Origin of the sequence: Kaistia nematophila (assembly GCF_026343855.1) — a bacterium.
GTDB classification, from domain to species: Bacteria; Pseudomonadota; Alphaproteobacteria; order Rhizobiales; family Kaistiaceae; genus Kaistia; species Kaistia nematophila.
Window position 1 is genome coordinate 154,375 of record NZ_JAPKNK010000007.1, and the last position, 22,963, is coordinate 177,337.

At 68.9% G+C, this 22,963-nt stretch carries 17 protein-coding genes; 7 read left to right on the forward strand and 10 right to left on the reverse strand.

The features are described from left to right. Positions 1-16: 16 nt before the first annotated feature. From gcvPA to OSH07_RS16810, 3 genes are all read left to right on the forward strand, one after another. Positions 17-1,360 (forward strand): aminomethyl-transferring glycine dehydrogenase subunit GcvPA, encoded by a 1,344-nt coding sequence (gene gcvPA, locus OSH07_RS16800; RefSeq protein WP_266339831.1) that lies wholly within the window; start codon positions 17-19, stop codon positions 1,358-1,360. Then, positions 1,357-2,937, forward strand: a complete 1,581-nt coding sequence (gene gcvPB, locus OSH07_RS16805; protein ID WP_266339832.1) for an aminomethyl-transferring glycine dehydrogenase subunit GcvPB — start codon at positions 1,357-1,359, stop codon at positions 2,935-2,937. The genes gcvPA and gcvPB overlap by 4 nt, the downstream gene beginning before the upstream one ends. A gap of 215 nt (positions 2,938-3,152) precedes the next feature. Continuing rightward, complete coding sequence (locus tag OSH07_RS16810) at positions 3,153-4,091, forward strand: formyltransferase family protein (RefSeq protein ID WP_266339833.1); 939 nt, start codon at positions 3,153-3,155, stop codon at positions 4,089-4,091. Here OSH07_RS16810 and OSH07_RS16815 read toward each other — a convergent pair. The 3 genes from OSH07_RS16815 to OSH07_RS16825 form a co-directional block, all read right to left on the reverse strand. Beyond that, complete coding sequence (locus OSH07_RS16815; RefSeq protein WP_266339834.1) at positions 4,088-4,516, reverse strand: DUF1284 domain-containing protein; 429 nt, start codon at positions 4,514-4,516, stop codon at positions 4,088-4,090. The two genes, OSH07_RS16810 and OSH07_RS16815, sit on opposite strands and share 4 nt — an antisense overlap. Positions 4,517-4,526: 10 nt before the next feature. Beyond that, complete coding sequence (locus OSH07_RS16820) at positions 4,527-5,207, reverse strand: HAD family hydrolase (protein ID WP_266339835.1); 681 nt, start codon at positions 5,205-5,207, stop codon at positions 4,527-4,529. 185 nt (positions 5,208-5,392) lie between these two features. Next, on the reverse strand, positions 5,393-6,832 hold the full coding sequence (locus OSH07_RS16825; RefSeq protein WP_266339836.1) for a vWA domain-containing protein: 1,440 nt from the start codon (positions 6,830-6,832) through the stop codon (positions 5,393-5,395). Between the two features lie 199 nt (positions 6,833-7,031). Here OSH07_RS16825 and OSH07_RS16830 point away from each other — a divergent pair, with 199 nt between their 5' ends. Continuing rightward, positions 7,032-8,156, forward strand: a complete 1,125-nt coding sequence (locus OSH07_RS16830; protein WP_266339837.1) for a site-specific DNA-methyltransferase — start codon at positions 7,032-7,034, stop codon at positions 8,154-8,156. 57 nt (positions 8,157-8,213) lie between these two features. Here the strand turns inward: OSH07_RS16830 and OSH07_RS16835 are convergent, their stop codons facing one another. From OSH07_RS16835 to OSH07_RS16845, 3 genes are all read right to left on the reverse strand, one after another. Next, positions 8,214-9,122 (reverse strand): NAD(P)/FAD-dependent oxidoreductase, encoded by a 909-nt coding sequence (locus OSH07_RS16835; protein ID WP_266339838.1) that lies wholly within the window; start codon positions 9,120-9,122, stop codon positions 8,214-8,216. Continuing rightward, positions 9,112-9,573 (reverse strand): Rrf2 family transcriptional regulator, encoded by a 462-nt coding sequence (locus OSH07_RS16840; RefSeq protein WP_266339839.1) that lies wholly within the window; start codon positions 9,571-9,573, stop codon positions 9,112-9,114. Before OSH07_RS16840 ends, OSH07_RS16835 begins: the two co-directional genes overlap by 11 nt. A 65-nt stretch (positions 9,574-9,638) precedes the next feature. After that, entirely contained in the window at positions 9,639-10,283 is a 645-nt protein-coding gene (locus OSH07_RS16845; RefSeq protein WP_266339840.1) for an HAD family hydrolase, read from the reverse strand. 328 nt (positions 10,284-10,611) lie between these two features. On the opposite strand from OSH07_RS16845, the gene OSH07_RS16850 reads away from it, so the two are divergent. Continuing rightward, positions 10,612-13,806 (forward strand): hypothetical protein, encoded by a 3,195-nt coding sequence (locus tag OSH07_RS16850; RefSeq protein ID WP_266339841.1) that lies wholly within the window; start codon positions 10,612-10,614, stop codon positions 13,804-13,806. Between the two features lie 41 nt (positions 13,807-13,847). Here OSH07_RS16850 and mutY read toward each other — a convergent pair whose 3' ends face one another. Then, the gene (gene mutY, locus OSH07_RS16855) at positions 13,848-14,939 is read right to left on the reverse strand and encodes an A/G-specific adenine glycosylase (protein WP_266339842.1); all 1,092 of its coding nucleotides are present in this window, start codon (positions 14,937-14,939) and stop codon (positions 13,848-13,850) included. Between the two features lie 7 nt (positions 14,940-14,946). Next, positions 14,947-16,575 carry an ABC-F family ATP-binding cassette domain-containing protein gene (locus tag OSH07_RS16860; protein ID WP_266339843.1) on the reverse strand — a complete coding sequence of 543 codons (1,629 nt, stop codon included), beginning with the start codon at positions 16,573-16,575 and terminating at the stop codon, positions 14,947-14,949. Between the two features lie 236 nt (positions 16,576-16,811). On the opposite strand from OSH07_RS16860, the gene OSH07_RS16865 reads away from it, so the two are divergent. Beyond that, entirely contained in the window at positions 16,812-17,627 is an 816-nt protein-coding gene (locus OSH07_RS16865) for a class I SAM-dependent methyltransferase (RefSeq protein ID WP_266339844.1), read from the forward strand. Here OSH07_RS16865 and OSH07_RS16870 read toward each other — a convergent pair. Next, on the reverse strand, positions 17,624-18,547 hold the full coding sequence (locus tag OSH07_RS16870) for a LysR family transcriptional regulator (RefSeq protein WP_266339845.1): 924 nt from the start codon (positions 18,545-18,547) through the stop codon (positions 17,624-17,626). The genes OSH07_RS16865 and OSH07_RS16870 overlap by 4 nt on opposite strands. A 109-nt stretch (positions 18,548-18,656) precedes the next feature. On the opposite strand from OSH07_RS16870, the gene OSH07_RS16875 reads away from it, so the two are divergent. Next, positions 18,657-19,373 (forward strand): SDR family oxidoreductase, encoded by a 717-nt coding sequence (locus OSH07_RS16875; protein WP_266339846.1) that lies wholly within the window; start codon positions 18,657-18,659, stop codon positions 19,371-19,373. 22 nt (positions 19,374-19,395) lie between these two features. Here OSH07_RS16875 and smc read toward each other — a convergent pair whose 3' ends face one another. Then, positions 19,396-22,857 (reverse strand): chromosome segregation protein SMC, encoded by a 3,462-nt coding sequence (smc, locus tag OSH07_RS16880; RefSeq protein ID WP_266339847.1) that lies wholly within the window; start codon positions 22,855-22,857, stop codon positions 19,396-19,398. Between the last annotated feature and the right edge of the window lie 106 nt (positions 22,858-22,963).

Genomic DNA, 22,963 nt, shown 5'->3' on the forward strand with positions numbered 1-22,963 from the left:
TCTGAACGGTAGTCCCATGCGCTATCTTCCTCATTCCGATGCCGACCGGCAGGCTATGCTGGCGGCGATCGGCGTCGGCTCGATCGACGATCTCTTCGCCGACATTCCCAAGGATCTTCGCGTCCACGGCCTGGACCTGCCCAGGGCCGCCGGCGAGATGTCGGTCGAACGCACGCTCGGCCGTCTCTCCGCCCGCAACGTGGCGGCCTCCTCGGTGCCGTTCTTCGTCGGCGCCGGCGCCTACAAGCATCATGTGCCCGCCACCGTCGATCACCTGATCCAGCGTTCGGAGTTCCTGACCTCCTACACGCCGTACCAGCCGGAAATCACGCAGGGCACGCTGCAGGTCCTGTTCGAATTCCAGACGCAGATCGCGCACCTGACCGGCATGGAGGTGGCGAACGCCTCGATGTATGACGGCTCGACCGCGACGGTCGAGGCCGTGCTGATGGCGCATCGCCTGACCAAGCGGAAGAAGGCCGTCCTCTCCGGTGGCCTGCATCCGCAGTATCGCGCCGTCGTCGAATCGCTGTCGCCGATGGCAGGCGACACGGTCGAGGCGCTGCCGGCCGATCCGGATGCGACCGAAGATATCCTGGCCTCGATCGATGCCGAGACTTCCTGCGTCGTGGTGCAGTCGCCCTCCGTCTATGGCCATCTGATCGATCTCGCTCCGATCGCGGCGAAGGCGCATGAGGTCGGCGCGCTGCTGATCGCCGTCTTCACCGAGGTCGTCTCGCTCGGCCTGATCGAGCCGCCGGGTGCCCAGGGCGCCGACATCGTCGTCGGCGAAGGCCAGTCGATCGGCAATGCGCTCTCCTTCGGTGGCCCCTATGTCGGGCTGTTCGCGACCCGCCAGAAATTCGTCCGCCAGATGCCGGGCCGGCTCTGCGGCGAGACCGTCGACGCCGAAGGCCGGCGCGGCTTCGTGCTGACGCTTTCCACCCGCGAGCAGCACATCCGCCGCGACAAGGCGACGTCGAATATCTGTACGAATTCAGGGCTTTGCGCGCTGGCATTCACGATTCATATGACGCTTCTCGGCCAGACCGGCCTGGCGCGGCTGGCGCGGATCAACCACGCTAATGCGGTGAAGCTCGCTGAATCGCTTTCTGCGCTGCCGGGCGTAACCCTCTTGAATGACTCGTTCTTCAACGAGTTCACGATCCGCCTGCCCGGCAATGCTGCCGACATCGTCGAGAGGCTGGTGGCGAAGGGCGTGCTCGCCGGCGTGCCGGCCTCGCGCCTCGAACCCGGCAAGGCGGAACTCGCCGATCTCCTGATCGTCGCCTCGACCGAAGTGAACTCGGATGATGACCGCGCCGCCTTCGTCGCAGCGCTTTCGGAGGTGCTCGCATGAGCATGAACAGCCAGGGCCGCCCGACCGTCGCCGCCACCGCCGCGACCTCCGACCTTCCCGACACCTTCACAGGCAACCGCGCCCTGCAGATCGAGGAAGCCCTGCTGTTCGAGGTCGGCCGCGATGACGTCACCGGCGTCGATCTCGACGAGCCGGCCGAATTCACGCCGCGCCTCGGCAAGCTCGCCCGCCAGCAGCCGATCGACCTGCCCGGCCTCTCCGAGCCGGAGACGATGCGCCACTATGTGCGCCTGAGCCAGAAGAACTACTCGATCGACAGCGGCCTCTATCCGCTCGGCTCCTGCACGATGAAGCACAATCCGCGTCTCAACGAGAAGATGGCGCGGCTGCCGGGCATCGGCGACGTGCATCCGCTGCAGCCGCTTTCCACCGTCGGTGGCGCGGTCGAACTGATGGCCGAACTCGGCCGCTGGCTGCTCGAGATGACCGGCATGACATCGGTCGCCCTGTCCCCCAAGGCCGGCGCGCATGGCGAGCTTTGCGGCATGATGGCGATCAAGGCCGCCATCGCTGCCAAGGGCGAGACGCGCAACATCGTACTGGTACCGGAATCGGCGCATGGCACCAACCCGGCCACCGCCGCGCTGATCGGCTTCAAGGTCGTGACGGTCCCGGCGCGGGCTGACGGAACGGTCGACCCGGAGGCAGTCAAGGCGCTGCTGTCGCCCGACGTCGCCGCCATCATGCTGACGAATCCGAACACCTGCGGCCTGTTCGAGCGCGACGTCGTCGAGATCGCCGCGGCGATCCATGCGGCGGGCGCGTATTTCTACTGCGACGGCGCCAATTTCAACGCCATCGTCGGCAAGGCCAAGGTTGGCGAGCTCGGCGTCGATGCCATGCACATCAACCTGCACAAGACCTTCTCGACGCCGCATGGCGGCGGCGGCCCGGGCGCTGGGCCGGTGGTGCTTTCCGAGCGCCTCGCCGCCTTCGCGCCGCTGCCCTTCATTCGCATGGAGGGGAACGACCCGGTGCTGGTCGAGAGCGAAGCGGCGCTCAAGCCGGGCGAAACCCCCTTCGGCCGCATGACTGCCTTCCATGGCCAGATGGGCATGTTCGTGCGGGCGCTGTCCTACATGCTGTCGCACGGCTCGGACGGGCTGCAGCAGGCGTCGGAGGACGCCGTGCTCAACGCCAACTATGTCCGCGCCGGCCTGCGCGACCTGATGAGCCAGCCTTCCGGCGACCGCACCTGCATGCATGAGGTGCTGTTCGACGACACCTTCCTGGAGGGCTCTGGCGTCTCGACGCTCGATTTCGCCAAGGCGATGATCGACGAGGGCTATCACCCGATGACGATGTATTTCCCGCTCGTCGTCCATGGCGCGATGCTGATCGAGCCGACGGAATCGGAATCGAAGGCCTCGCTCGACCTCTTCATCGCGACATTGCGGGATCTGGTGATGAAGGCGAAGGCGGGCGATCTCGAACGCTTCGAGCAGGCGCCGCGCTATGCGCCGCGCCGCCGCCTCGACGAAACCCGCGCTGCGCGCTCGCCCAAGCTCAAATGGGAAAAGCCGGAGCCCTGGGCGGAAGCCGCCGCGGCGGAGTAGGCTGTCCCCCTCCGGTCGCGGCCGGAGGGGCTATCCCTTCGAATTGCTGCCGACCACGACGGCGGCGACGGCGCCGAGCAGCGGGCCGGCGACGAGGGCCGGCTTGGCGTAGGGCTTGCGAAGGCTCATTGCAGTGTGCTCCCGTTCTGATTCGTCGACGGTAGCACGGGATTCCGTAAAGTAAACGACATCGGTCGCGACGTAGGGAGGCGGCGTTGGCGCTGACCGCGCTCTTTCTCGGCAGTCCGTCCCCGGCTCCCGCTGCGGTGGTCGCCCGCTGGTTGGCGAGCGGCCATCGCATCGCGGCGTTCTGGACCGCCGCCGGGCACGAGGATCACTGGCGCCATGATCGGCGGCTCGGCCGCGTCGCGCCGCAATGGTCGCTCGGGCGCCGCCTGCGGTCGGCTGGCGTGCCGCGGATCGAGGTTCCCCGCCTTGCGTCCTGGCCGGACGCTGTGCGCCTGGCTCGGGAAGCCGGTGCCGACGTGCTCATCTCCGCCTATTTCGAGCACCGCGTCCCGCCGGAGATGCTCGCGCTCTTTCCGGGCCGGGCCTTCAACTTCCATCCTTCGCTCCTGCCGCGATATCGCGGTCCGACGCCGGTGCAGGCGATGATCCTCGATCAGGCAGCAGACGCGGCCGGGATCACGCTCCATCTTCTCGCGCCGGCGATCGATGCCGGCGCCATCGTGGCGCAGACGGAGGTCACCTTTCCGCAGCCGCGATATTCGGTGTCGCTCGCCCATGCCGCGGCCGATCTGGTCGATGCGATTCCATCCTTCCTGGCCGGGCGGATCGCCGCGCGGCCGCAGGATGAGAGCCGGGCATCCTATGTCCGCGTCCAGCCGGCACGGGATTTCGTTCTTTCCGAGGATCTGACGGCCGCGACGATCGCCTGGCGATGTCGGGCCATGCCCTATTTTCGCGCGCCCGCCATCCGCGCCCTGCCGGGGCGCGACGCCATCGGCTTCGTGCGGGAGCTGGGGCCGCCGACCGGAGCTCCGCCGCGCGCCGGCTGGCTTTCCGCCGATTTCGACGCCGCCGACCGGCGGGTCCGCGTGCGGCTGCGGTTTGGCGGCTGGCGTCGGCTGGACCGGTGGCGGCACTTCTGGATGCTGCGGCGAACGCCGGTGCTGAACGGGCCCTGCCGCTAGCGGCCGCCCGCGAGGCGGGTGCCGTCGAACCCGCCCCCGGCGATGCCGTCGCAGAGTCCCGACCATTCGCAGCCGCCGCACGCGGTGCGCGAGGTGCCCGCTGCAAAGGCGGCGCGGAAGCGGGAAAGCAGGGCGGCGTCGAGCGCGAAGCGGTAGCCGGGGGCGACCGTCGCGCCGAGCATGTCCGAAGCCGCGGCGGCTGCCTGTGCGTCGCGCACCAGCACGCTGTCGTTGTGGCAATGCGGCGCTTCGGTCGCGAGCAGCGGCGCGCAGACGTCGTCGGGTCCGGCGACGATCTCGATGTCTTCGCCGCGCGTCAGTCGCGCGGCGATCTTGTCGTAGTTGGCGCAGAAATCCGGCGTGTAGCCCTTGCCGACATAGGTCAGCATGCAGAGCAGGTGATGGGCGCGCAGCCGGACCGTCATGGCCGGGGCGTCAGACCTCGTCCGGATGCCAAGAGGCGAGCGCCTCGATGGTGGCCGGCAGGTCGCGCATGCGGTTGATGACCGTGATGGCGCCGGCGGCGGTCAGCGCGTCGGCATGGCCCGGCCAGGAATGGGTGCCGCCCGTGAAGCCGACCACGCGCATGCCGGCGGCGCGGCCGGCGTGGATGCCGTGGGTCGAATCCTCGACGACGATGCAGTCCTTCGGGTCGACGCCGAATTCGGCCGCGCCATGCAGGTAGACGTCGGGCGCCGGCTTCGGCTGCTTGTTGCGCACGGCGACGGCCGAGAAGATGTATGGGCGGAAGCGGTCGTAGAGCCCGGTCTTGGTCAACGAGATCTTCAGCCGCTCGGGCGAGGAGTTCGAGCAGATGCAGCGCGGGTAGTCGAGCGCATCGAGCATCTCCTGGACGCCCGGAATGATCTGCAGGTCCTTGGCGAGCCGCTCGTCGAGCGCCTTGTTGGTCTCGTCGTGGAAGTTCTCCGGCAGCGAATGGCCCAGGTCGGCTTCGATCATCTTGGAGATCCGGTCCCAGGTCAGGCCGGCGAAGCGATGCGACATTTCCTCGACCGAGATGTCGTAGCCGATGGCGGTGAGCCGCTCGCTGTCGACGCGCGAGGACAGGATTTCGGAATCGACGAGCACTCCGTCGCAATCGAAAAGGACAAGCATGGAGGACTTTCCGGTCAGTCTGTGCGGGAACCCGGGAGGTGGAGGCCTGGCGGCCGAGATCGCGCGTTGCAGGATGGACGGACCGGGCGCCTGGCGCGGTCCATCCAGGAAATATGCGGGCTCTCTACCAGATCGGGACGGAACTGTCTTGTTCCGATCCCCGTGCGAGGCCGCGTTGCGGTGGTCTATCGCACCGTCAGCGGCGCGCGGGCGAAGATCGCGGTGCCGTCGCCGGCGACGTAGCGGAGCTCGTAGCTGCCGGCTTCCGAGGGCACGTCGAGCGTGACGGTCGGACGGTCGGGCCGGATCCGCGCCAGCGTGACGTGCTCGCCGGCCGGCATGTCGGCGCGCGCGATGACGACATCGTCGAAGCGGGCCGCCGGGCCCTTCCAGTCGACCTTGATCTGGCTGCCGGGCTTGGCGCTGTCGGGGCCGTTCAGCGAGGCTGAGGGCGGGTCGACGGTGAAGACGGTCCTGGCGGCGACCGAATTGTCGGCGGCTGATCGGTAGCGCACCTCGTAGCGGCCGGCGGCGATCGGCGCCGTGAAGGTGAGGGCGCGGCCGTCCTTGTTGACCTTCAGGCTCGCCAGCTTGGTCTCGGCGAGCTCCGGTGCGATCTCGATGGCATCGGATGCGACGGCGGGGCCGGACCAGGCCACGCTGAAGGGCGCGCCGGCCCCGACATGCTCGGGCACGGCGACGGTGGTCGGCTGCACCTCGACGTCGATCGACTGGGTCGCCAGCACGACGTTGAGCTCGGGATGGTAGTAGCGGACCTCGTAGGTGCCGGGTTCGGCCGGGGCGCGCAGCTTGCGCATCTTGCCGTCCTTGGCGACGAGCACGCTGCGGATTTCCGAGCCGGCCGGCAGGCCCGGCCAGACGATCTGCACGCGGTCGCCCTTGGCCTTGGGGCCGTCATAGGCGACATCGAACACGCTCGACTGGATGACCTTGGCCGGCGCCTCGATATGGGCCGCGGGCAGGTTCGGCGGCGGCGCCTTGGCGGCCGCAAGCGCGGCGGCGAGGCCGCCGGCGACGTCGGTGCCGTCCTTGGCGTTGATGAACTTGCCACCGGTCATCTCGGCCAGGCAGGCAACGCTCTCGATGTCCTTGTCCTCGAGGCCGAGGCCGATCACTTCCACCGTCAGGTCCTTGGCGCGCTTGGCGAGCGATTCCGCCAGCACGCAGGGATTGGCGTCGCAGGCCTCGACCTTGTCGACGAAGACGATGACGGTGGCGCGTTCCTTCTTGTAGTCGAGGGCGTTGGCGGCGCGCTCGACGGCGACGGCGAGCGGCGCCTTGCCACGCGGCTGCAGCTTGGCCGCCGCCGCGGCGGCGAGATCGTTGTTGTTGCGCTGGGGCCGGAGGACGACCTCGGCATCCGAGCAGCTGGTCTTGCTCTTGGCGCCGAAGGCGAGGACGCCGATGCGTGCCTCGGTCGGGAAGTCGGCGACGGCCGTCTCGACGCTGTCGGCAACCAGATCTATCTTTCGGTCGCGTCCGAGCTTGCCGCCCATCGAGGCGGAAGCGTCGAGGACGAGCATCACGTCGTCGGCGAGCACGCTGACGCTGGTGGCGCAGAGAAGAGCCAGCGCAGCCGGCAGGGCAAGAAAACCGCGGATCATGGTGGCCTCGATGGTGTGGCCCGGCGCCGGGCCCGTTCGACGCGAACCATAGACCAAGACTTTGGGCGAAACGATGCCGAAGGCGGCAAAATCGTGCGATTTCGCATGGTTAGAATTGATTAACCATGCTTCGTAACGGGTCCTTCACCCTGTTCGCTAACCATAGGCGCATGTTTTGTTGCGTCGGGGAGTTGGGAAAATGAAGGCACTTGCGCGGAAGCCGGCCGAGATCGCGAACCAGGCACCCTGGCTCGACACCATCATCAAGGGCGATTGTGTCGCCGCGTTGGAGAAGCTGCCGTCGGCATCTGTCGACCTCGTCTTCGCCGACCCGCCCTACAACCTGCAGCTCGAAGGCGGATTGACCCGCCCGGACCATTCGGTCGTCGATGCCGTCGACGATCACTGGGACAAGTTCGACAGCTTCGAGGCCTATGACGCCTTCACCCGCGCCTGGCTGCTGGCCGTGCGCCGCGTCCTGAAGCCGGATGGCGCGCTCTGGGTCATCGGCTCCTATCACAACATCTTCCGCGTCGGCGCGATGCTGCAGGACCTCGGCTTCTGGATCCTGAACGACGTCGTCTGGCGCAAGGCCAACCCGATGCCGAACTTCCGCGGCAAGCGCTTCACCAACGCGCACGAGACGATGATCTGGGCGTCGCGCGGGCAGGGCTCGAAATACACCTTCAACTACGAGGCCATGAAGGCCTTCAACGACGACGTCCAGATGCGCTCCGACTGGCTGCTGCCGATCTGCACCGGCGGCGAGCGGCTGAAGGGCGAGGACGGCCAGAAGGTCCACCCGACCCAGAAGCCGGAAGCGCTGCTCGCCCGCGTCATGCTCGCCTCGTCCAAGCCCGGCGATGTCATCCTCGATCCGTTCTTCGGCTCCGGCACCACCGGCGCCGTCGCCAAGCGCCTCGGTCGCCATTTCGTCGGCGTCGAGCGCGAGCAGACCTATATCGACGCCGCCCGCGCCCGCATCGACGCGGTCGAGACGGCGCCGGCCGCCGCCCTGGAACTCTTGAAGGGCAAGCGCGCCGAGCCGCGCATTCCGTTCGGCACGCTGCTGGAGCGCGGACTGATCGTTCCGGGCGCCGTGCTGACCGATTCCCGTGGCCGTCACCAGGCCCGCGTCCGGGCGGATGGCTCGCTGGAGTCGGGTGCGCTGGTTGGCTCGATCCACCGCGTCGGCGCGCTGGTGCAGGGTTTCGACGCCTGCAACGGCTGGACCTTCTGGCACGTCCACCACAACGGACGGCTGACCTCGATCGACGATCTCCGCAAGGTCGTCCGCGACGAACTGGCTGCAGCCGGAGGCTGAGCCGACGCCGCGGGGCTCCGGTCCCGCGGTGTCCTGTTTGGCCGCTGGTGTGTCGGATCAGGCCGCCAGCGGTTCGAATATCAGCGCCTGGTGCGCCGAGGTTCCGGCCATGACGCCATCCGCCGAGGCAAAGGTGGCGTTATGCATGCCGCGGGCGATGTCGCCGGCGGCGTAGACGCCCGGAACCGTCGTCATCTTCATGGCGTCGGTGAGGATCACCGGTCCCAGAATGCCTTCCTCGAAGGCGCAGCCGAGCTGCTCGGCGATCGGGCTCGCCATCCGGGTGCGCGAACCGGTGAAGAGCGCATCGAGCGCGACGACGCGGCCATCCTGGAGCCGCACCCCCGACAATTCCGTCTCCGTTCCTTCCAGCGCCACGACCCTGGCCGGTTCGATCGCGACGTTCCTGTGTTGCAGCTGGCCGAGCGTATCGGCATCCGGCATCGCGCCGCCGTTGAGGAAGAAGGTCGTCGGCCCCCAGTCGGGCAGCATCAGCGCCTGGTGCACCGACTTTTCCATGACGTTGAGGGCCCCGAGCCGTCGGCCCTTGAACTCGTAGCCGTGGCAATAAGGGCAATGCAGCACCGACTTGCCCCACTTGCCGGCGAGGCCGGGAATGTCGGGAAGCTCGTCGACGACGCCGAAGGCCAGGACGAGCTTGGCGGCCTGAAGCGTCTCGCCCATGCCGAGATCGACGGCGAAGCCATCCGGAATCGCATGGGCATGGATCGCCGTGCCGCCGACGAAATGGACGTTCGGATAGGCGAGAAGCTTTTCGCGCGCCTGGGCGATCATGGCGCGGGGCGCGGCGCCGTCCTGGCCGAAGAAGCCGTGCGAGGCGGCGGCGAAGCGGTTGCGCGGCGTGTCGCTGTCGACGACGCAGACGGAGCGCCCGGCGCGGGCGAGCTGCATGGCGGCCGAAAGCCCGGCATAGCTGCCGCCGATGATGATGGCGTCATGAGGCATGGCTGATGTCCTTCTCTGTACCGCGCCTGGCGAGGTAGCGCTGGTGGAAGTCGGCGGCGAGGGCGGCCAGCGTGACGGCGCCGAGGCGCTCCATCAGGAGCTGTTCGGCCTCCTGGAAGGCGCTCTCCAGCGACGCGTTGACGGCCTGCTCGACCAGGCAGGCCGGATTTTCGGAGCGATGGCCGAGCGCGAAGACCGGCGGCGACCCGAGGGCGACGTAGATGTCGTCGAGGGTGACTGCAGCGGGATCGCAGATGACGGTCCAGCCGCCGCCATGGCCCTTTTCCGAATGGACGAAGCCGGCGTCGCGCAGCCCGGCCATGATTCGGCGGACGACGACCGGATTGGTCGACATCATCTCGGCGAGGCGCTCCGAGGTGATCGGCTCGCCGGCCTCGAGCATGTGGAGGAGGACGTGCAGGACGCCCGAAAGTCTGCTGTCGTGTCTCATGAAACAAATAATGTTACATGAGATGCGGCGTTGTCAACCAGGCGGGGTAAGGGGGAGGGCGCCGGTCAGGCGTTCGGGACGCCGTCGACCGCAATGCGATCGAGCTCGATGCCATGGCGGGCGAGGTCGGCGCGCATGGTTGCCGCGTCGATGAACTGCTCCGCCTGCCAGCCGGCCGCCCGCGCTCCTTCGACATTCGCGGCGTTGTCGTCGAAGAATAGCGTTGCCGCCGGCGTCAGGCCGAAGGTATCGGCGTGCAGCCGGTAGATCTCGGGTTCGGGCTTCACGAGCGCGACGCGGCCGGAAACCGTGACGCCGCGAAACCGGCGCAGATAGGGAAAGCGCTCCTGCGCCTCGATGAAGGTATCTTCGGCGAAGTTGGTCAGCGCGGTGACGTCGTGGCCGTTCGAGATCAGCTGGTCCAGTATGCCGGGCGTTTCCTCCAGCGAGCCCGGCACCATCTCGTGCCAGTGGGCGCGCCAGGCCCGGATCCGCGCTTCCTGTTCCGGGAATTGCGCGATCAGCTCCGTCTCGGCGTCGGCCCAGCTGCGGCCGCGATCCTGTTCCAGGTTCCAGTCATGCGTGCAGATTTCGGCGAGGAAGCGCTGACGCTCCCGGTCGTCCGGGATCAGGCGACGGAAGGGGATCTCCGGATCCCAGCGCAGCAGGACATTGCCGATGTCGAAGACGATGTGCCGGATCTCGCTCATGGGCGTTCGCTCCTGAATGTCTTGAAACATATCCTTGAAACGACTGACTGCCTGCAGTGTCGTTCTCTTCATGACGCTGTGAAGGCAGTCACTGACAATTTCGCGTGCCTTAATAATGTTCCCGCTGGCTGGAAGTTCTGCCGTGGCGTAGATTCCGGCCAAAGAAGATCAGCTTGCTTCGTGTCTGGGACTGCGGCTCTTCTAACCTCTGCTTGGCCGCGCCCGCGCCACGGACGACGTTCCGGGAGAGGCGACCATGTTTACGGGCTCGATGACGGCGCGGTGCAAAGCCAGCGCGGAATCGGCATTTTTCTCATCACGAAGCTGGATGCGGCGCCTATCGGGCGCCGTTTTGCTGTCGCTGGCCGGCGCGGGCTTCGCCGCCAATCCGGCAGGCGCCCAGTCGCAACAGGCGATCGTCGGGCCCGAGGATGCCGTCGTTACCGGCTTCTCGGGCGCGGCGACGGGGCCGGCGCCGAACGGCGCCGACCCGCTCGATTATCTCGTCATACCGCCGGATGGTCCCGCTGCTCGCGTCATCGACCTGTCGCGACTGGGCGGGCAGGGCGGGCTGTCGGACGTCGCCAAGCCGTTCACGGTCAAGGCCGGCCAGGTCGGGCAGGTGTTCGGCGTCGCGCTCGACGATGCGCCGGCGCCCTCGATCTATCTCGCCGCGACGTCGGCCTATGGTCTGTCGATCGGCCTCGCAGACGCATCGGGCGGCGGCTTCAAGCGGCTGCTGCACGGCCTGCAGGGCGCCGAGTTCCTTCCCAACCAGTTCGGCCCGGCGGCGCAGCGCGGTGGCCCGACCTCGATCTGGCGCGTCGATGGCACCACCGGCCAGGTCACGCTCTTCGCCAATATCGGCGATGAGGGCGTCAACGCCGCCGCTTCGCTGGGAGGCCTCGCCTATGACCCGCGCAGCCAGCAGATCTTCGCCGCCGACCGCGCGACCGGACTGATCCACAAGCTCAGCCTTGATGGCACGGACCGCGGCACCTTTGACCACGGGCTGGAGGCCCGCCCCGCCAACGGCCTGGCCGAGGCGCCGCTGACCCCCGTCACCGTCGATATCGCCAGCCAGTCCTTCGATACGGAGCAGCCGGCGACATGGGGCTATGCCGATCCCGAGCGCCTGGTCTTCGCGCTCGCCATGCGGGACGACCGCCTGTTCTATTCCGTCGCCGCCGGGCCGGAGATCTGGTCCGTCGGCATCAACCGCGACGGCTCTTTTGCCCGTGATGCGCGCTTCGAGACCGCCGTGGAGGCGCTTGGCCCGGGCATGGAGGTGTCCTCCATAGCCTTCGACAATCGCGGCCTGCTCTATGTGGCCGAACGCGCGCCGCCGACCGGCGCCTATGATTTCACCAACGTCGCGGAGGGCGGCAACAGCCGCGTGCTGCGTTTCCGCGCGAAGACGCGGGTCGATTCCGAGCCTGGCCTGTGGCAGCCGGTGCCCGAGCAATATGCCGTTGGCCAACTGCCGGACTACCGCAATGCCGATGGCGGCGTCGCCCTCGGCCGCGGCTATGATTCCAGCGGCCGCATCCAGATGAACGCCTGCGCCGTCACGCTCTGGTCGACCGGCGAGCAGCTTCTGGGCGATGCGCCTTCCGTCGAACCCGTCGACGGCCTGCAGGGCAACGACACCCAGCTTGTGCTGCCCACCAACGCGCCGCCGACCAACAGCTGGTTCATCGCCTATGGCGACAAGCCGGGCGACAGGTCATTCTCGGGCCATATGGGCGCCGTCGTCACGCTGCCCTGCGAGGCCGCGCCGGTGCCCGGTCGCCGCGTTGTAGCGCCCCCGCCGCCGCCGCGTTTCTCGGAACCGCTTCCCCCGCCGCCACCGGTGCTGCTCGGTTGCCCGGTCGGAACGTTCCTGGTCGGCGACACCTGCCTGCTGCCGCCCAGTTGCCCGATCGGAACGCGCTTCCGCGATGGCTACTGTGTCTCTATCGGCTGCCCGCCGGACATGATCCGTCTGAACGGCACCTGCCTTCCCCCGCCGATGCATTGCGAGCGTTACGAGACCTTCGTCGACGGGCGCTGCATTCCCTGGCGCTGCCCGCCGGATCTGGTCCGCATGCCCAACGGCTATTGCGGCTGCCCGCGTGACGAAATCTACGTCCGTGGCCAGTGCATCCCGCAGCGTTGCCCGCCGGACATGTTCATGACCCGCGACGGTCGCTGCCTGCCTCCGCAGGGATGCCGCCCGCCCATGTTCATGGATCGCAACGGTCGTTGCGTGCCGCCGGTCGGCTGCCGCCCGCCGCTGTTCATGGACCGCTATGGCCGTTGCGTTCCGCCGCAGGGCGAATGCCGCCCGCCGATGGTGCGGGACTTCAACGGTCGCTGCGTCCCGCCGCAGGGGGAGTGCCGCCCGCCGATGGTGCGCGACTTCAACGGCCGTTGCGTCCCGCCGCAGGGGGAGTGCCGTCCGCCGATGGTGCGCGACTTCAACGGTCGCTGCGTGCCGCCGCAGGGCGAGTGCCGCCCGCCGATGGTGCGCGACAACAACGGCCGTTGCGTGCCGCCACAGGGCGAGTGCCGCCCGCCGATGGTGCGCGACAACAATGGCCGTTGCGTGCCGCCGCAGGGTGAGTGCCGCCCGCCGATGGTGCGCGACAACAACGGCCGTTGCGTGCCGCCGCAGGGCGAGTGCCGCCCGCCGATGGTGCGCGACTTCAACGGTCGCTGCGTGCCGCCGCAGGGCGAGTGCCGCCCGCCGATGGTGCGTGACGACAATGGCCGCTGCGTCCCGCCGCAGGGCGAGTGCCGCCCGCCGATGGTGCGCGACAACAACGGCCGCTGCGTGCCGCCGCAGGGCGAATGCCGTCCGCCGCAGATCCGTGACGACAACGGTCGCTGCGTCGCGCCTCCGGGCCGTCCATGCCCGCGTGGCCAGGAGCGGGCCGACAATGGCCGTTGCCGCCCGGTCGCCCAGCAGGCCTGTCCGGACGGCCAGGTCCGGCGTGGCAACCGTTGCCTGCCGGTGGTCGCGCCGCCGGTCAATCCGGGCCCGGAGACGCCGAATTGCGGCCGTGGCCAGCGTCTGGTGAACGGTAGCTGCGTCGACATCCGCCGGCCGCAGCCGCAGTCGCAGGACTGCCCGGACGGGACGGTGTCGCGGCGTGGCCGCTGCGTGCCGACCCAGGCCCAGCAGCCGGATCGGCCGAATCGGCCGGCGCCGGTCGAATGCGGGCCCGACCAGCGTCTGCGCAATGGTCGTTGCGTCGACGTTCCGCCGCAGCGCCAGCGCATGCCTCGCGACCAGCAGGGCCAGCCGCAACAGCAGCCCGATCGCCAGCGGCCGGATACGCAGCAGCAACGCCAGCGGGACAATCAGCCCCAGCGCAACAACCAGCAGCAGGATCGCAAGCGGCCGGATTGCCCGGAAGGCACCACCTTCCGCCGCGGCCAGTGCATGCCGAACCAGCAGGGTGGCGGCGACAATCAGCAGCGGCCGCAGATCCGTCTGCGCGACCAGATCGAGAAGCTGCAACAGCAACAGCAGCAATAGGCTGGCGCTTCAGAGTTGCGATGACGGCCGGTCCCCGGCCGTCATTTGCGTTTACGGGTCGCTCCGGGGGCCGCCGCCTCGATCGCCTTCTTCATCACGCTGGGCAGCGCCTCATGCGGCAGATCCGCCGCGCTCGCCCACCAAGCATCACCGGGCGCCGGATGCCTATTGGGCAGGCGGGCGTGCCAGATGTCGAGCGTCAGCCGGAAATGGGTGAAGACATGGATGACCGGCAGGGCGATGCGCTGCCAGTTGGCGGCGAGCGGCGCGGACTCGGGACCCGGCGACTTTTTCGCGCCCTGGATCCAGTCCGAGCCCGGAACCTCGGTCATGCCGCCGAGCAGGCCGCGCTCGGGCCGCTTGCGCAGCAAAATCGCGCCGTCGGCGCGGATGGCGACGAAAGCCGCTCCGGCGCGTTCCGGCCGGTCCGTCTTCTCCGCCTTGCGCGGATAGCGCTCTTCGGTGCCGCGCGCATGGGCGACGCAGGCTGTTTCCCAGGGGCAGAGCGAGCAGGCGGGGCGCTTTGGCGTGCAGAGCGTGGCGCCGAGATCCATCATCGCCTGCGCATAGTCGCCGGCCCGCTCCAAGGGCGTCAGCTGCGCCTGCAGCGCGCCGATCTCCTTCTTTGCGGCGGGTAGCGGCGTCTCGATCGCGAAGATGCGCGACAGCACGCGCTCGACATTGCCGTCGACGACGGCGGCGGGCTCGTCATGCGCGATCGAGGCGATCGCCGCCGAGGTATAGGCGCCGATTCCCGGCAGTTCGCGCAGGCCGGCGGCGCTTTCGGGGAAACGGCCGCCATGGTCGCGCACCACCGCGTCGGCGCAGGCCTTCAGGTTGCGGGCGCGCGAATAATAGCCGAGCCCGGCCCAGGCCTTCATGACGTCCTCGGTCGGCGCGGCGGCGAGGTCTCCGACCGTCGGCCAGCGCGCGAGGAAGGCCTCGAAATAGGGCTTCACCGTCGTCACATTGGTCTGCTGCAGCATGATTTCCGAGAGCCACACCCGGTAGGGATCGGGCCTCACGCCGGCGCGGCGCTTCGCCGGCGGCGTGCGCCAGGGCAGCACGCGCGCATGGCGGTCGTACCAGGCGAGCAGGTCGGCGGGACGGGGCGGTTGGACGGGCTGAATCATGCCGGGATCATGCTGGAAAGGCCCTTGTCGCGCCAGCGAGCGGGAAGGAGATGCGACGTTCGATCCCGATGGCTTCCAGGAAATCCTCGTCATGGCTTGCGACGAGCAGGGCGCCGTCGAATTCGCGGAGCGCCGCCTCGATCGCCGCGATCGAATCGAAGTCGAGATGGTTCGTCGGCTCGTCGAGGATGAGCAGGCCGGGCGGCGTCGCGCCGCCGAGCACGCAGGCAAGTCCCGCCCGCAGCATTTCGCCGCCGGAAAGTGCATGCACCGGCTTCAGCGCCGCCTGGTTGCGATAGAGAAAGCGTGCCAGAACCATATGGGCGTGGTTGAGGCTGGCATCCGGATTGAAGCGGCGGAAATTCTCGACGATCGACAGCGTGGGATCGAGGAATTCGACGCTCTGGCCGAGCATGGCGCTGGCGACTGGGCGCTGGATGCGGCCGCCGGTCGGCTCCAGCCTTCCGGCCGCGAGCCGCAGCAGCGTCGACTTGCCCGCGCCATTGGCGCCGACCAGCGCGATACGCTCGGGCCCGGTGATGGTGAGGTTCAGCTGGTGGATCGTGGCCGGCAGGTCGGGATAGGCGAAGTCGACGTTCTCGAAGGCGAGAACGGCGCGCCCGGCCGGCAGGCCGGTCGAAGGCAGGCGCAGCGCCAGCGTCTCGACCCGCTCGACTTCCGCCACTGCGCTGGCGAGCAGCTCGGCCGCCTCCTGCCTCTGGCGCTCGGCGCGCTGGCCGAGGGCGCCGGCAGTGCGTTCGCTGCGATCGCGCTTGCCGTCGAGCAGAATCTTCGGCTGGTCGTTCCTGGCGCGGGCCCTGGCGCCACGGCTGTCGCGCTTCTGCTGGCGTTCGACGCTCGCCTGGATCCGGCGCTCCGTCGCCTTGGCCTCGGCCTTGGCGAGGTCGAGTTCCCGCGCGGCATTGGCGCGTTCCGCCGATTTGCGCTCGGCATAGAGGTCGTAGTTGCCGCCATACATGCGCACACCGAGCGCCGAGAGTTCGACGATGCGGTCCATGTCGCGCAGCAGCGCGCGGTCATGGCTGACGACGATCGCCCCCTTCTTCCAGCCGGCGAGGATACGGGCCACGGCGGCACGACCCTCGGCATCGAGGTTGTTGGTCGGCTCGTCGAGCAGGATCAGGTCGGGCTCGGCCAAGAGCAGCGCGGCGAGGCCGAGCCGGGTGCGCTGGCCGCCGCTGAGGCTCTCCATCGGGCGGGCGGAATCCAGCCCGGCGAGTTCGACGGCAGCAAGCGCATCGGCAAGCCGGGTTTCCAGCGTCCAGTCGGCCTCGACGAAATCCTCGTCGGTGCCGACGCCGCGCTCCAGCCGGCCGAGACGTTCGAGATCGGCGGTGATCCCGAGCGCGTCGGCGACGACCTCGCCGGGCTCGGGCTGCACGATCTGACGCAGCAGGCCGATGCGGCCGGCGCGGCTGACCGAGCCCCCTGAGGGCAGGGTCTCGCCGGTGATGATCTTCAGAAGGGTCGACTTGCCGACGCCGTTGCGGCCGACAAGTCCCGTGCGTTCGGCGCCGAAGCCGAGGTCGATGTGATCGAGGAGGGGACGGCCTTCGGGGAGAGCGAACGAAACGTCATGCAGGGCCACGAGCGACGCGGCGGCGCGAAGAGACATGGGAGATACCGGAAAAAGAAGCAGGGCGCTGGTGGGCGCACCAAGGACAGGCGGGTTACGGCGATTACGCCGTCGCGTTGGCCTGCTGCTTCATTGTCCTGGACTCCTGTTCCGTCAGTGCGCCTTACTTAGAGACTTCGGGCCCGGTTGCCAAGTGGGCGATGAATTCTGGCCAAGGACCACCTTGCCGTGCATCCGGCCGCGCCTATTTCACCATCTGCGACCCAGAGGCCAGCATGGGCAGTGACAGCGCAAGGTTCGTCGGCGACATTCCCGAACACTATGATAGTGGTCTCGGGCCGGTTCTCTTTGCCGACTACGCGGAAGATGTCGCCCGTCGCGTTGCGGCGCTGAATCCGGCGCTGGTACTGGAGATCGCGGCCGGAACCGGCATCCTCTCGCGCCGATTGCGCGACTATCTGCCGGCCAGCGTCCGCCTCACGGTCACCGACCTGAACGCACCGATGCTCGAACGGGCGCAGTCGAAGTTCCAGCCCGGCGAACAGGCGGACTTCCAGACGGCCGACGCCATGGTGCTGCCGTTCCGCGACAATTCCTTTGATGCGGTCGTCTGCCAGTTCGGCATGATGTTCTTTCCCGACAAGGGCCGCTGCGATCGCGAGGTGTTCCGCGTGCTGGAGCCGGGCGGGACCTATCTGTTCAGCACCTGGGGATCTCATGCCGACAATCCCTGCGGCCGGATCGCCCACGAAGTCATTTCGCGGTTCTTTCCTGCCGACCCGCCGCAATTCTATCACATCCCCTATTCCTGCTCGGACCCGTTGCCGATCCGCGCCTCGCTGGCGGAGGCAGGCTTTGTCGATATCGGCACCGACTTCGTGACGCGGCGCGGCGCCATTCCGGATGCGCGCGTGTTCGCGGATGGCCTTGTCTATGGCAATCCGACCATCGCCGAGGTTCGGGCGCGCGGCGGCGTCGATCCCGAAGCGCTGGTCGACGCGATCGCGACGGAATTGCGGCGTGAATTCGGTCCCGATCCCGGCCGGATGCCGATGCGAATCCTGGTGTTCCAGGCGAGAAAGCCGGGCTAGCCGGCTTCGTCCCAAGGGGCGACGGGCAAGAATCTCCCCACCAGCGCATCGACGACGACCCTGAGCTTGAGCGGAAGCGGGCGCTGGGCCGGCCAGAGCGCGTGGATCGGCAGCGCGTCGCTGGAAATGTCCGGCAGCACGGTCTCTAGCGTGCCAGCCCGCAAGGCCTGCCCCACGAGCCAGCCCGGCAGGCAGCCTATGCCGTGCCCTGAAATCACCGCGTCGGCGACCGCGTCGGAGCGGTCGAGCGCGAGGCGCGACGAAACCGCGACAACCCGCGTCGCGCCTTCCCGATCCGTCAGCCGCCAGCCCGATTGCCCGCCCCGCCGCCGTTCGAAAATGCAGGCATGTCCTGCGAGGTCCTCTATCTTTTGCGGCCGGCCGGCCCGTTCGAGATAGGCGGGCGCGGCGCAAAGCTGCGTTGTCTGCGTGCCCAAGCGGCGCGCGACCAGTCCCGACGCGTCGTCGAGCGCGCCGATGCGGACGCCGAGATCGATGCCCTCGGCGGTCAGGTCGGCCACGCGGTTGGAAAAGCCGATGTCGAGTTCCAGCCGGGGGTGACGGGCGGAGAGTTCGAGCAGCAGCGGCAGGATCCATTGCCGGCCGAACAGGACCGGGATCTCGATCCGGAGCCGCCCGGCCGGCTCGCCTGAGCGTTCGGCGAGGCTCGCCTCGGCGCCGTCCAGTTCCGCCAGCGCCCGCAGGCAGCTTTCGCGGAAGCGGACCCCCTCGTCGGTCAGGCTAAGGCTGCGCGTCGTGCGGTGGAAAAGCCGGGCGCCGAGCCGCGCCTCCAGCCGGGCGATACTCTTGCCCACGGCCGAGCGCGTCAGGCCCAGCCGCTCGGCGGCGGCGGTGAAGCTGCCGGCCTCGGCGGTTTCGACAAAGGCGGCGATGCCTTCAAAGCGGGATGTAGGGACCATTCCGCATCATTCGGGAATTGGATTCCCGAGTAAAGGGAGCAGATGCCTGCATACGATCCACTGATGCGCGAATAGGCTGCGTCATCGCCTCGCATCGAAAGGACAGGGTATGACATTTCAGGACAGGACAGTCGCCATCATCGGCGGCGGATCGGGCTTCGGCCTTCGCGTCGCGCATGGGGTGATCGCGGGCGGTGGCACCGTCGTCATCGGTGGCCGCTCGCAGCAAAGGCTTGCCGGCGCGGTGGCGGAGCTCGGGCCCAAGGCAAGGGCGCATGCGGTCGATCTCGAGGACCGTCCCTCGATCGTGGCCTTCTTCGCCGCTGTCGGTTCGCTCGACCATCTCTTCGTGCCGGCCGCGACCTACAAGGTCGGCCCGATTACCGCGCTTTCGGACGAGGATGCCGAAAGCCCGTTCCGGACCAAGTTCTGGGGCCAGTACCATGCCGTGAAGGCCGCGATCCCGAGGATTTCGCAGGATGGTTCGATCGTGCTGATGGCGGGTGCTGCCGGCGCGCGTCCCCTCAAGGGCGCTGCGGCCTATGCCGCTTGCAACAGCGCCATCGAAGGGCTCGGCCGTGCGCTGGCGCTGGAGCTGGCGCCGGTGCGCGTCAACACCGTGTCGCCCGGCACCATCGACGGCCACCTCTGGCGCAGCCGTCCGGCCGAGGTCTATGAGGCGGCCTTCGCGCACTATTCGACGCTGACGGCGCTCGGTCGCCCCGGCACCGAGGACGAGGTCGCCGAGACCGTGCTGTTCCTGATGCGGTGCGGTTACATCACCGGCTCGTCGCTCTACCCCGATGGCGGCTACGCGCTGCGGTAGGGCGGATCCCCGGCGAGGCGGGCTAGCCCGCCTCGCGATACTGCTCGGCCGTCTCCAGATCGACGGAGACCAGCTGGCTGACGCCGCGCTCGCCCATCGTCACGCCGAACAGCCGGCTCATCCGCGCCATGGTGATCGGGTTGTGGGTGATGGTGACGAAGCGGGTGTCGGTCGTCCGCGCCATCTCGTCGAGCAAATTGCAGAAGCGCTCGACATTGTGGTCGTCGAGCGGCGCGTCGACCTCGTCGAGCACGCAGATCGGCGCCGGATTGGTCAGGAACACGGCGAAGATCAGCGCCATCGCCGTCAGCGCCTGCTCGCCGCCGGAAAGCAGCGTCATCGTCTGCGGCTTCTTGCCGGGCGGGCTGGCCATGATTTCGAGGCCGGCTTCCAGCGGATCGTCGGATTCGGTCAGCTGCAATTCGGCCGCGCCGCCGCCGAAGAGATGGGTGAACAGGCGCTGGAAGTGGCCGTTCACGACGTCGAAGGCGGCCAGCAGCCGCTCGCGACCCTCGCGGTTGAGGCTGGCGATGCCCTGGCGGAGCCGGCGGATCGCCTCGATCAGGTCGTCGCGATCCTGGATCAGCGCCTCGCGCCGGCCGGCCACTTCGACCGCCTCGTCATCGGCGCGAAGATTGACGCCCCCGAGCTTCTCGCGCTCCTGCCGCAGCCGGTCGAGGCGCGTTTCGAGCTGGCCGAGGTCGGGCATCGGCGCGGCCGGATCGATCTCGGCGAGCTTCACCACTTCATGCGGCTCGCAATCGAGGATCTCGAGGATGCGCGATTCGATTTCGAGCCGGCGCTCCTGCGTCGCCTTCAGCCTCTCCTCGCCGCGTCCGCGCTGCTCGCGCGCCTCGGAAAGGGCCGTCATCGCGTCCTGCGAGGCCCTGTCGAAGCCGGCCAGCGCCTTCTCGCCTTCGCGCAGCGCGTCGGCGGCATCGCGCTTGGCGGCCTCGGCCCGGGTGATCTCCGAAAGCAGCGCCCGCCGCTTCTGCTCGATCTCGGCCGGCGCGTCGGCAAGCCCGGTCCGCTCCGCCTCGATCTCTTTGCGGCGACCGGCGAGGATCCGGCCCTGGCTCTCGGCGTTGGTGGCGCGTTCGCGCCAGTTCTTGCCTTCGACCGCGATCGCCTCAAGCCGGCGGCGGCGAACCTCCGTCTCGCGCGTCAGGCCATCGGCGGCGGCGCGGGCTTCCGAAAGCGCGCCGCGCTCCTCGGCCACGGCGCCGCGGAGAATCATGACCTGCTGCTGGGCGGCGAGCGGATCGGCCGCTTCGGCCAGCGCGGATGCGGCGCTCGCGTGTTGAGCTTCCGTCTCGGTGACCGAGGCAGCCACCCGCTCGCGCGATTCTTCCAGCGCGGTGCGCCGGCTGGTCAGGCGGCCGGCCTCGCGCTCCACGGCGGCAAGGCGGTTGCGGGCTTCATCGAGCGCGCGCTGCGCGGCGCGGCCGGCATCGCGCACCAAACGTTCCTGCTCCTGCGCGGTGCGGGCGGCAAGCGCCGATCGCGCCAGCGCCGCCTGATGCTTTTCGACCTCGGCGCGGGCGCTGGTGGCCGCTTCCTGCAGTTCCGCCAGCCGGTTGCGGTTGGCGAGCCGCATGGCCGCCGCTGTCGGCGCCTCGGCGGTGGCGACATAGCCGTCCCAGCGCCAGAGGTCGCCCTCGCGCGAGACGAGAAGCTGGCCGGTCTTCAGAAGATGCTGGAGGGTGGGTCCGTCGGTGCGGGCGACGATGCCGACCTGCGCCAGGGCGCGCGTCAGAAGCGCGGGCGCCTTGACCTTGATCGCCAGCGGCTGCGCGCCTTCGGGCAGGGCCGGATCGTCGACGAGTGGCGTGGCGCCGCGCCAGTGCGCCGCCACCTGGCGGTCGTCCGAGGCGTCCAGCGCGTCGCCGAAGGCGGCGGCGAGCGCCGCCTCATATCCCTTGGCGACGGAAAGCGTATCGAGAAGCGGCGGCCGTCTGCCGGCCTGTGCGCCGGAACCGAGGATCTTGGCGAGCGTGCGGGCTTCCGTCTCGATGCCCGACAGCGCGCGTTCGGCCTCGGCCAGGGGCGCTCGGGCTGCCGTCTCGCTGTCGCGTGCCAAGGACGTCTGGCGCTCCGCCGCCTGCGCCTTGGCGTCGGCCTCGGCGACGGCAGCCTCGCCGGCGGCGACCGCTTCCTGCGCCGGGGCGACGCCCGGCAGCGCCGCGATCTGGCTGACCAGTGCCGTCAGTTCGCGATCGACATCCGCCAGTTGCGTACGGGCCCGCGTGGTGCGTTCGCCCGCCTCGCGATGGGCGCGCTCCAGCTCGGACTTTCGCGCGGCGATGGCGGCATGGGCGGCGGTCGCCTCGGCGAGCTTGCGCTCGGTATCGGCCAGCTTGGCCTCGGCCTGCCGGCGGGCTTCGTCGGCGTCGGCCTGCTTGCCGACAGCCTCGACATCCTCGCGGCGCAGTCCCTGTTCCTCGATTTCGAGCCGGGCCAGGATATCCGCGTTTTCCCGCACCATGCGCTCCTCGCGCAGGATGTCCTCGTTGAGCTGGGCGAGGCGGCGATCGAGATCGACCAGCCGCTCCTTCATCCGCTTCTCGTCGGCATCGAGCGCGTCGCGGGCGAGTGTCAGCCGCTGCAGCGCGGCGGCGGATCCCGCCTCCGCCTCGCGCAGGGCGGGCAATCCGCTGGCGGCGACGGCCTGGTCGCGGGCGGCGCGGGCCTGTGCCTCGCTGCGAGCCACCACCGTCTCGCCGGCGGCGGCGAGCGCGGTCTCCGCGTCGCGCATCTGCACGGCGGCGGCGAGCATGCGCAGATAGAGGACGGTCGCCTCCGTCTTGCGGATGTCGGCGGAAAGGTTGCGGTAGCGGTTCGCCTGCCGGGCCTGCCGCTTCAGCGCCTCGAGCTGGTTGTCGAGTTCGGAGAGCACGTCCTCCAGCCGCTCGAGGTTCTGCTCGGCCGCGCGCAGCCGGAGCTCGGCCTCGTTGCGGCGGGAATAGAGGCCGGAGATGCCGGCGGCTTCTTCCAGCACGGCGCGGCGGGCCTGCGGCTTGGCCGAGATCAGCTCGCCGATCCGGCCCTGGCCGACCATGGCGGGCGATCGCGCGCCCGTCGAGGCGTCGGCGAACAGCAATTGCACGTCGCGGGCGCGCACGTCCTTGCCGTTGATCTTGTAGACCGAGCCCGATTCGCGCTCGATCCGGCGCGTCACTTCCAGGACGTCGGCGTCGTTGAAGGCGGCCGGCGCCATCCGGTCCTGGTTGTCGACGACGAGGGTGACCTCGGCCGAATTGCGCGCCGGGCGCTTGCCACTGCCGGCAAAGATGACGTCGTCCATGCCGGACGCGCGCATGTTCTTGTAGGAGCTTTCGCCCATCACCCAGCGCAGCGCCTCGACGAGATTCGACTTGCCGCAGCCATTCGGCCCGACGACGCCGGTCAGGCCGGGCTCGATCAGGAAATCGGTGTTCTCGACGAAGGACTTGAAGCCGTGGACGCGGAGCCGCGTGAATTTCATGACGCGGGACCGGAACTGGAGGGCGCGGACTGCGAGAAGAGAGACTGCATAGGAAAAACCCTCCCGGCGACGGGAGGGCCTGACATTGGATCGAACGGAAGATAAC

Bases quoted from the DNA above. Each gene is read 5' to 3' on its own strand.
- gcvPA (WP_266339831.1), top strand. From the start codon at position 17: ATGCGCTATCTTCCTCATTCCGATGCCGACCGGCAGGCTATGCTGGCG.
- gcvPB (WP_266339832.1), top strand. From the start codon at position 1,357: ATGAGCATGAACAGCCAGGGCCGCCCGACCGTCGCCGCCACCGCCGCG.
- OSH07_RS16815 (WP_266339834.1), bottom strand. From the start codon at position 4,516: ATGACGGTCCGGCTGCGCGCCCATCACCTGCTCTGCATGCTGACCTAT.
- OSH07_RS16820 (WP_266339835.1), bottom strand. From the start codon at position 5,207: ATGCTTGTCCTTTTCGATTGCGACGGAGTGCTCGTCGATTCCGAAATC.
- OSH07_RS16825 (WP_266339836.1), bottom strand. From the start codon at position 6,832: ATGATCCGCGGTTTTCTTGCCCTGCCGGCTGCGCTGGCTCTTCTCTGC.
- OSH07_RS16830 (WP_266339837.1), top strand. From the start codon at position 7,032: ATGAAGGCACTTGCGCGGAAGCCGGCCGAGATCGCGAACCAGGCACCC.
- OSH07_RS16835 (WP_266339838.1), bottom strand. From the start codon at position 9,122: ATGCCTCATGACGCCATCATCATCGGCGGCAGCTATGCCGGGCTTTCG.
- OSH07_RS16840 (WP_266339839.1), bottom strand. From the start codon at position 9,573: ATGAGACACGACAGCAGACTTTCGGGCGTCCTGCACGTCCTCCTCCAC.
- OSH07_RS16845 (WP_266339840.1), bottom strand. From the start codon at position 10,283: ATGAGCGAGATCCGGCACATCGTCTTCGACATCGGCAATGTCCTGCTG.
- OSH07_RS16850 (WP_266339841.1), top strand. From the start codon at position 10,612: ATGCGGCGCCTATCGGGCGCCGTTTTGCTGTCGCTGGCCGGCGCGGGC.
- mutY (WP_266339842.1), bottom strand. From the start codon at position 14,939: ATGATTCAGCCCGTCCAACCGCCCCGTCCCGCCGACCTGCTCGCCTGG.
- OSH07_RS16860 (WP_266339843.1), bottom strand. From the start codon at position 16,575: ATGTCTCTTCGCGCCGCCGCGTCGCTCGTGGCCCTGCATGACGTTTCG.
- OSH07_RS16865 (WP_266339844.1), top strand. From the start codon at position 16,812: ATGGGCAGTGACAGCGCAAGGTTCGTCGGCGACATTCCCGAACACTAT.
- OSH07_RS16870 (WP_266339845.1), bottom strand. From the start codon at position 18,547: ATGGTCCCTACATCCCGCTTTGAAGGCATCGCCGCCTTTGTCGAAACC.
- OSH07_RS16875 (WP_266339846.1), top strand. From the start codon at position 18,657: ATGACATTTCAGGACAGGACAGTCGCCATCATCGGCGGCGGATCGGGC.
- smc (WP_266339847.1), bottom strand. From the start codon at position 22,857: ATGAAATTCACGCGGCTCCGCGTCCACGGCTTCAAGTCCTTCGTCGAG.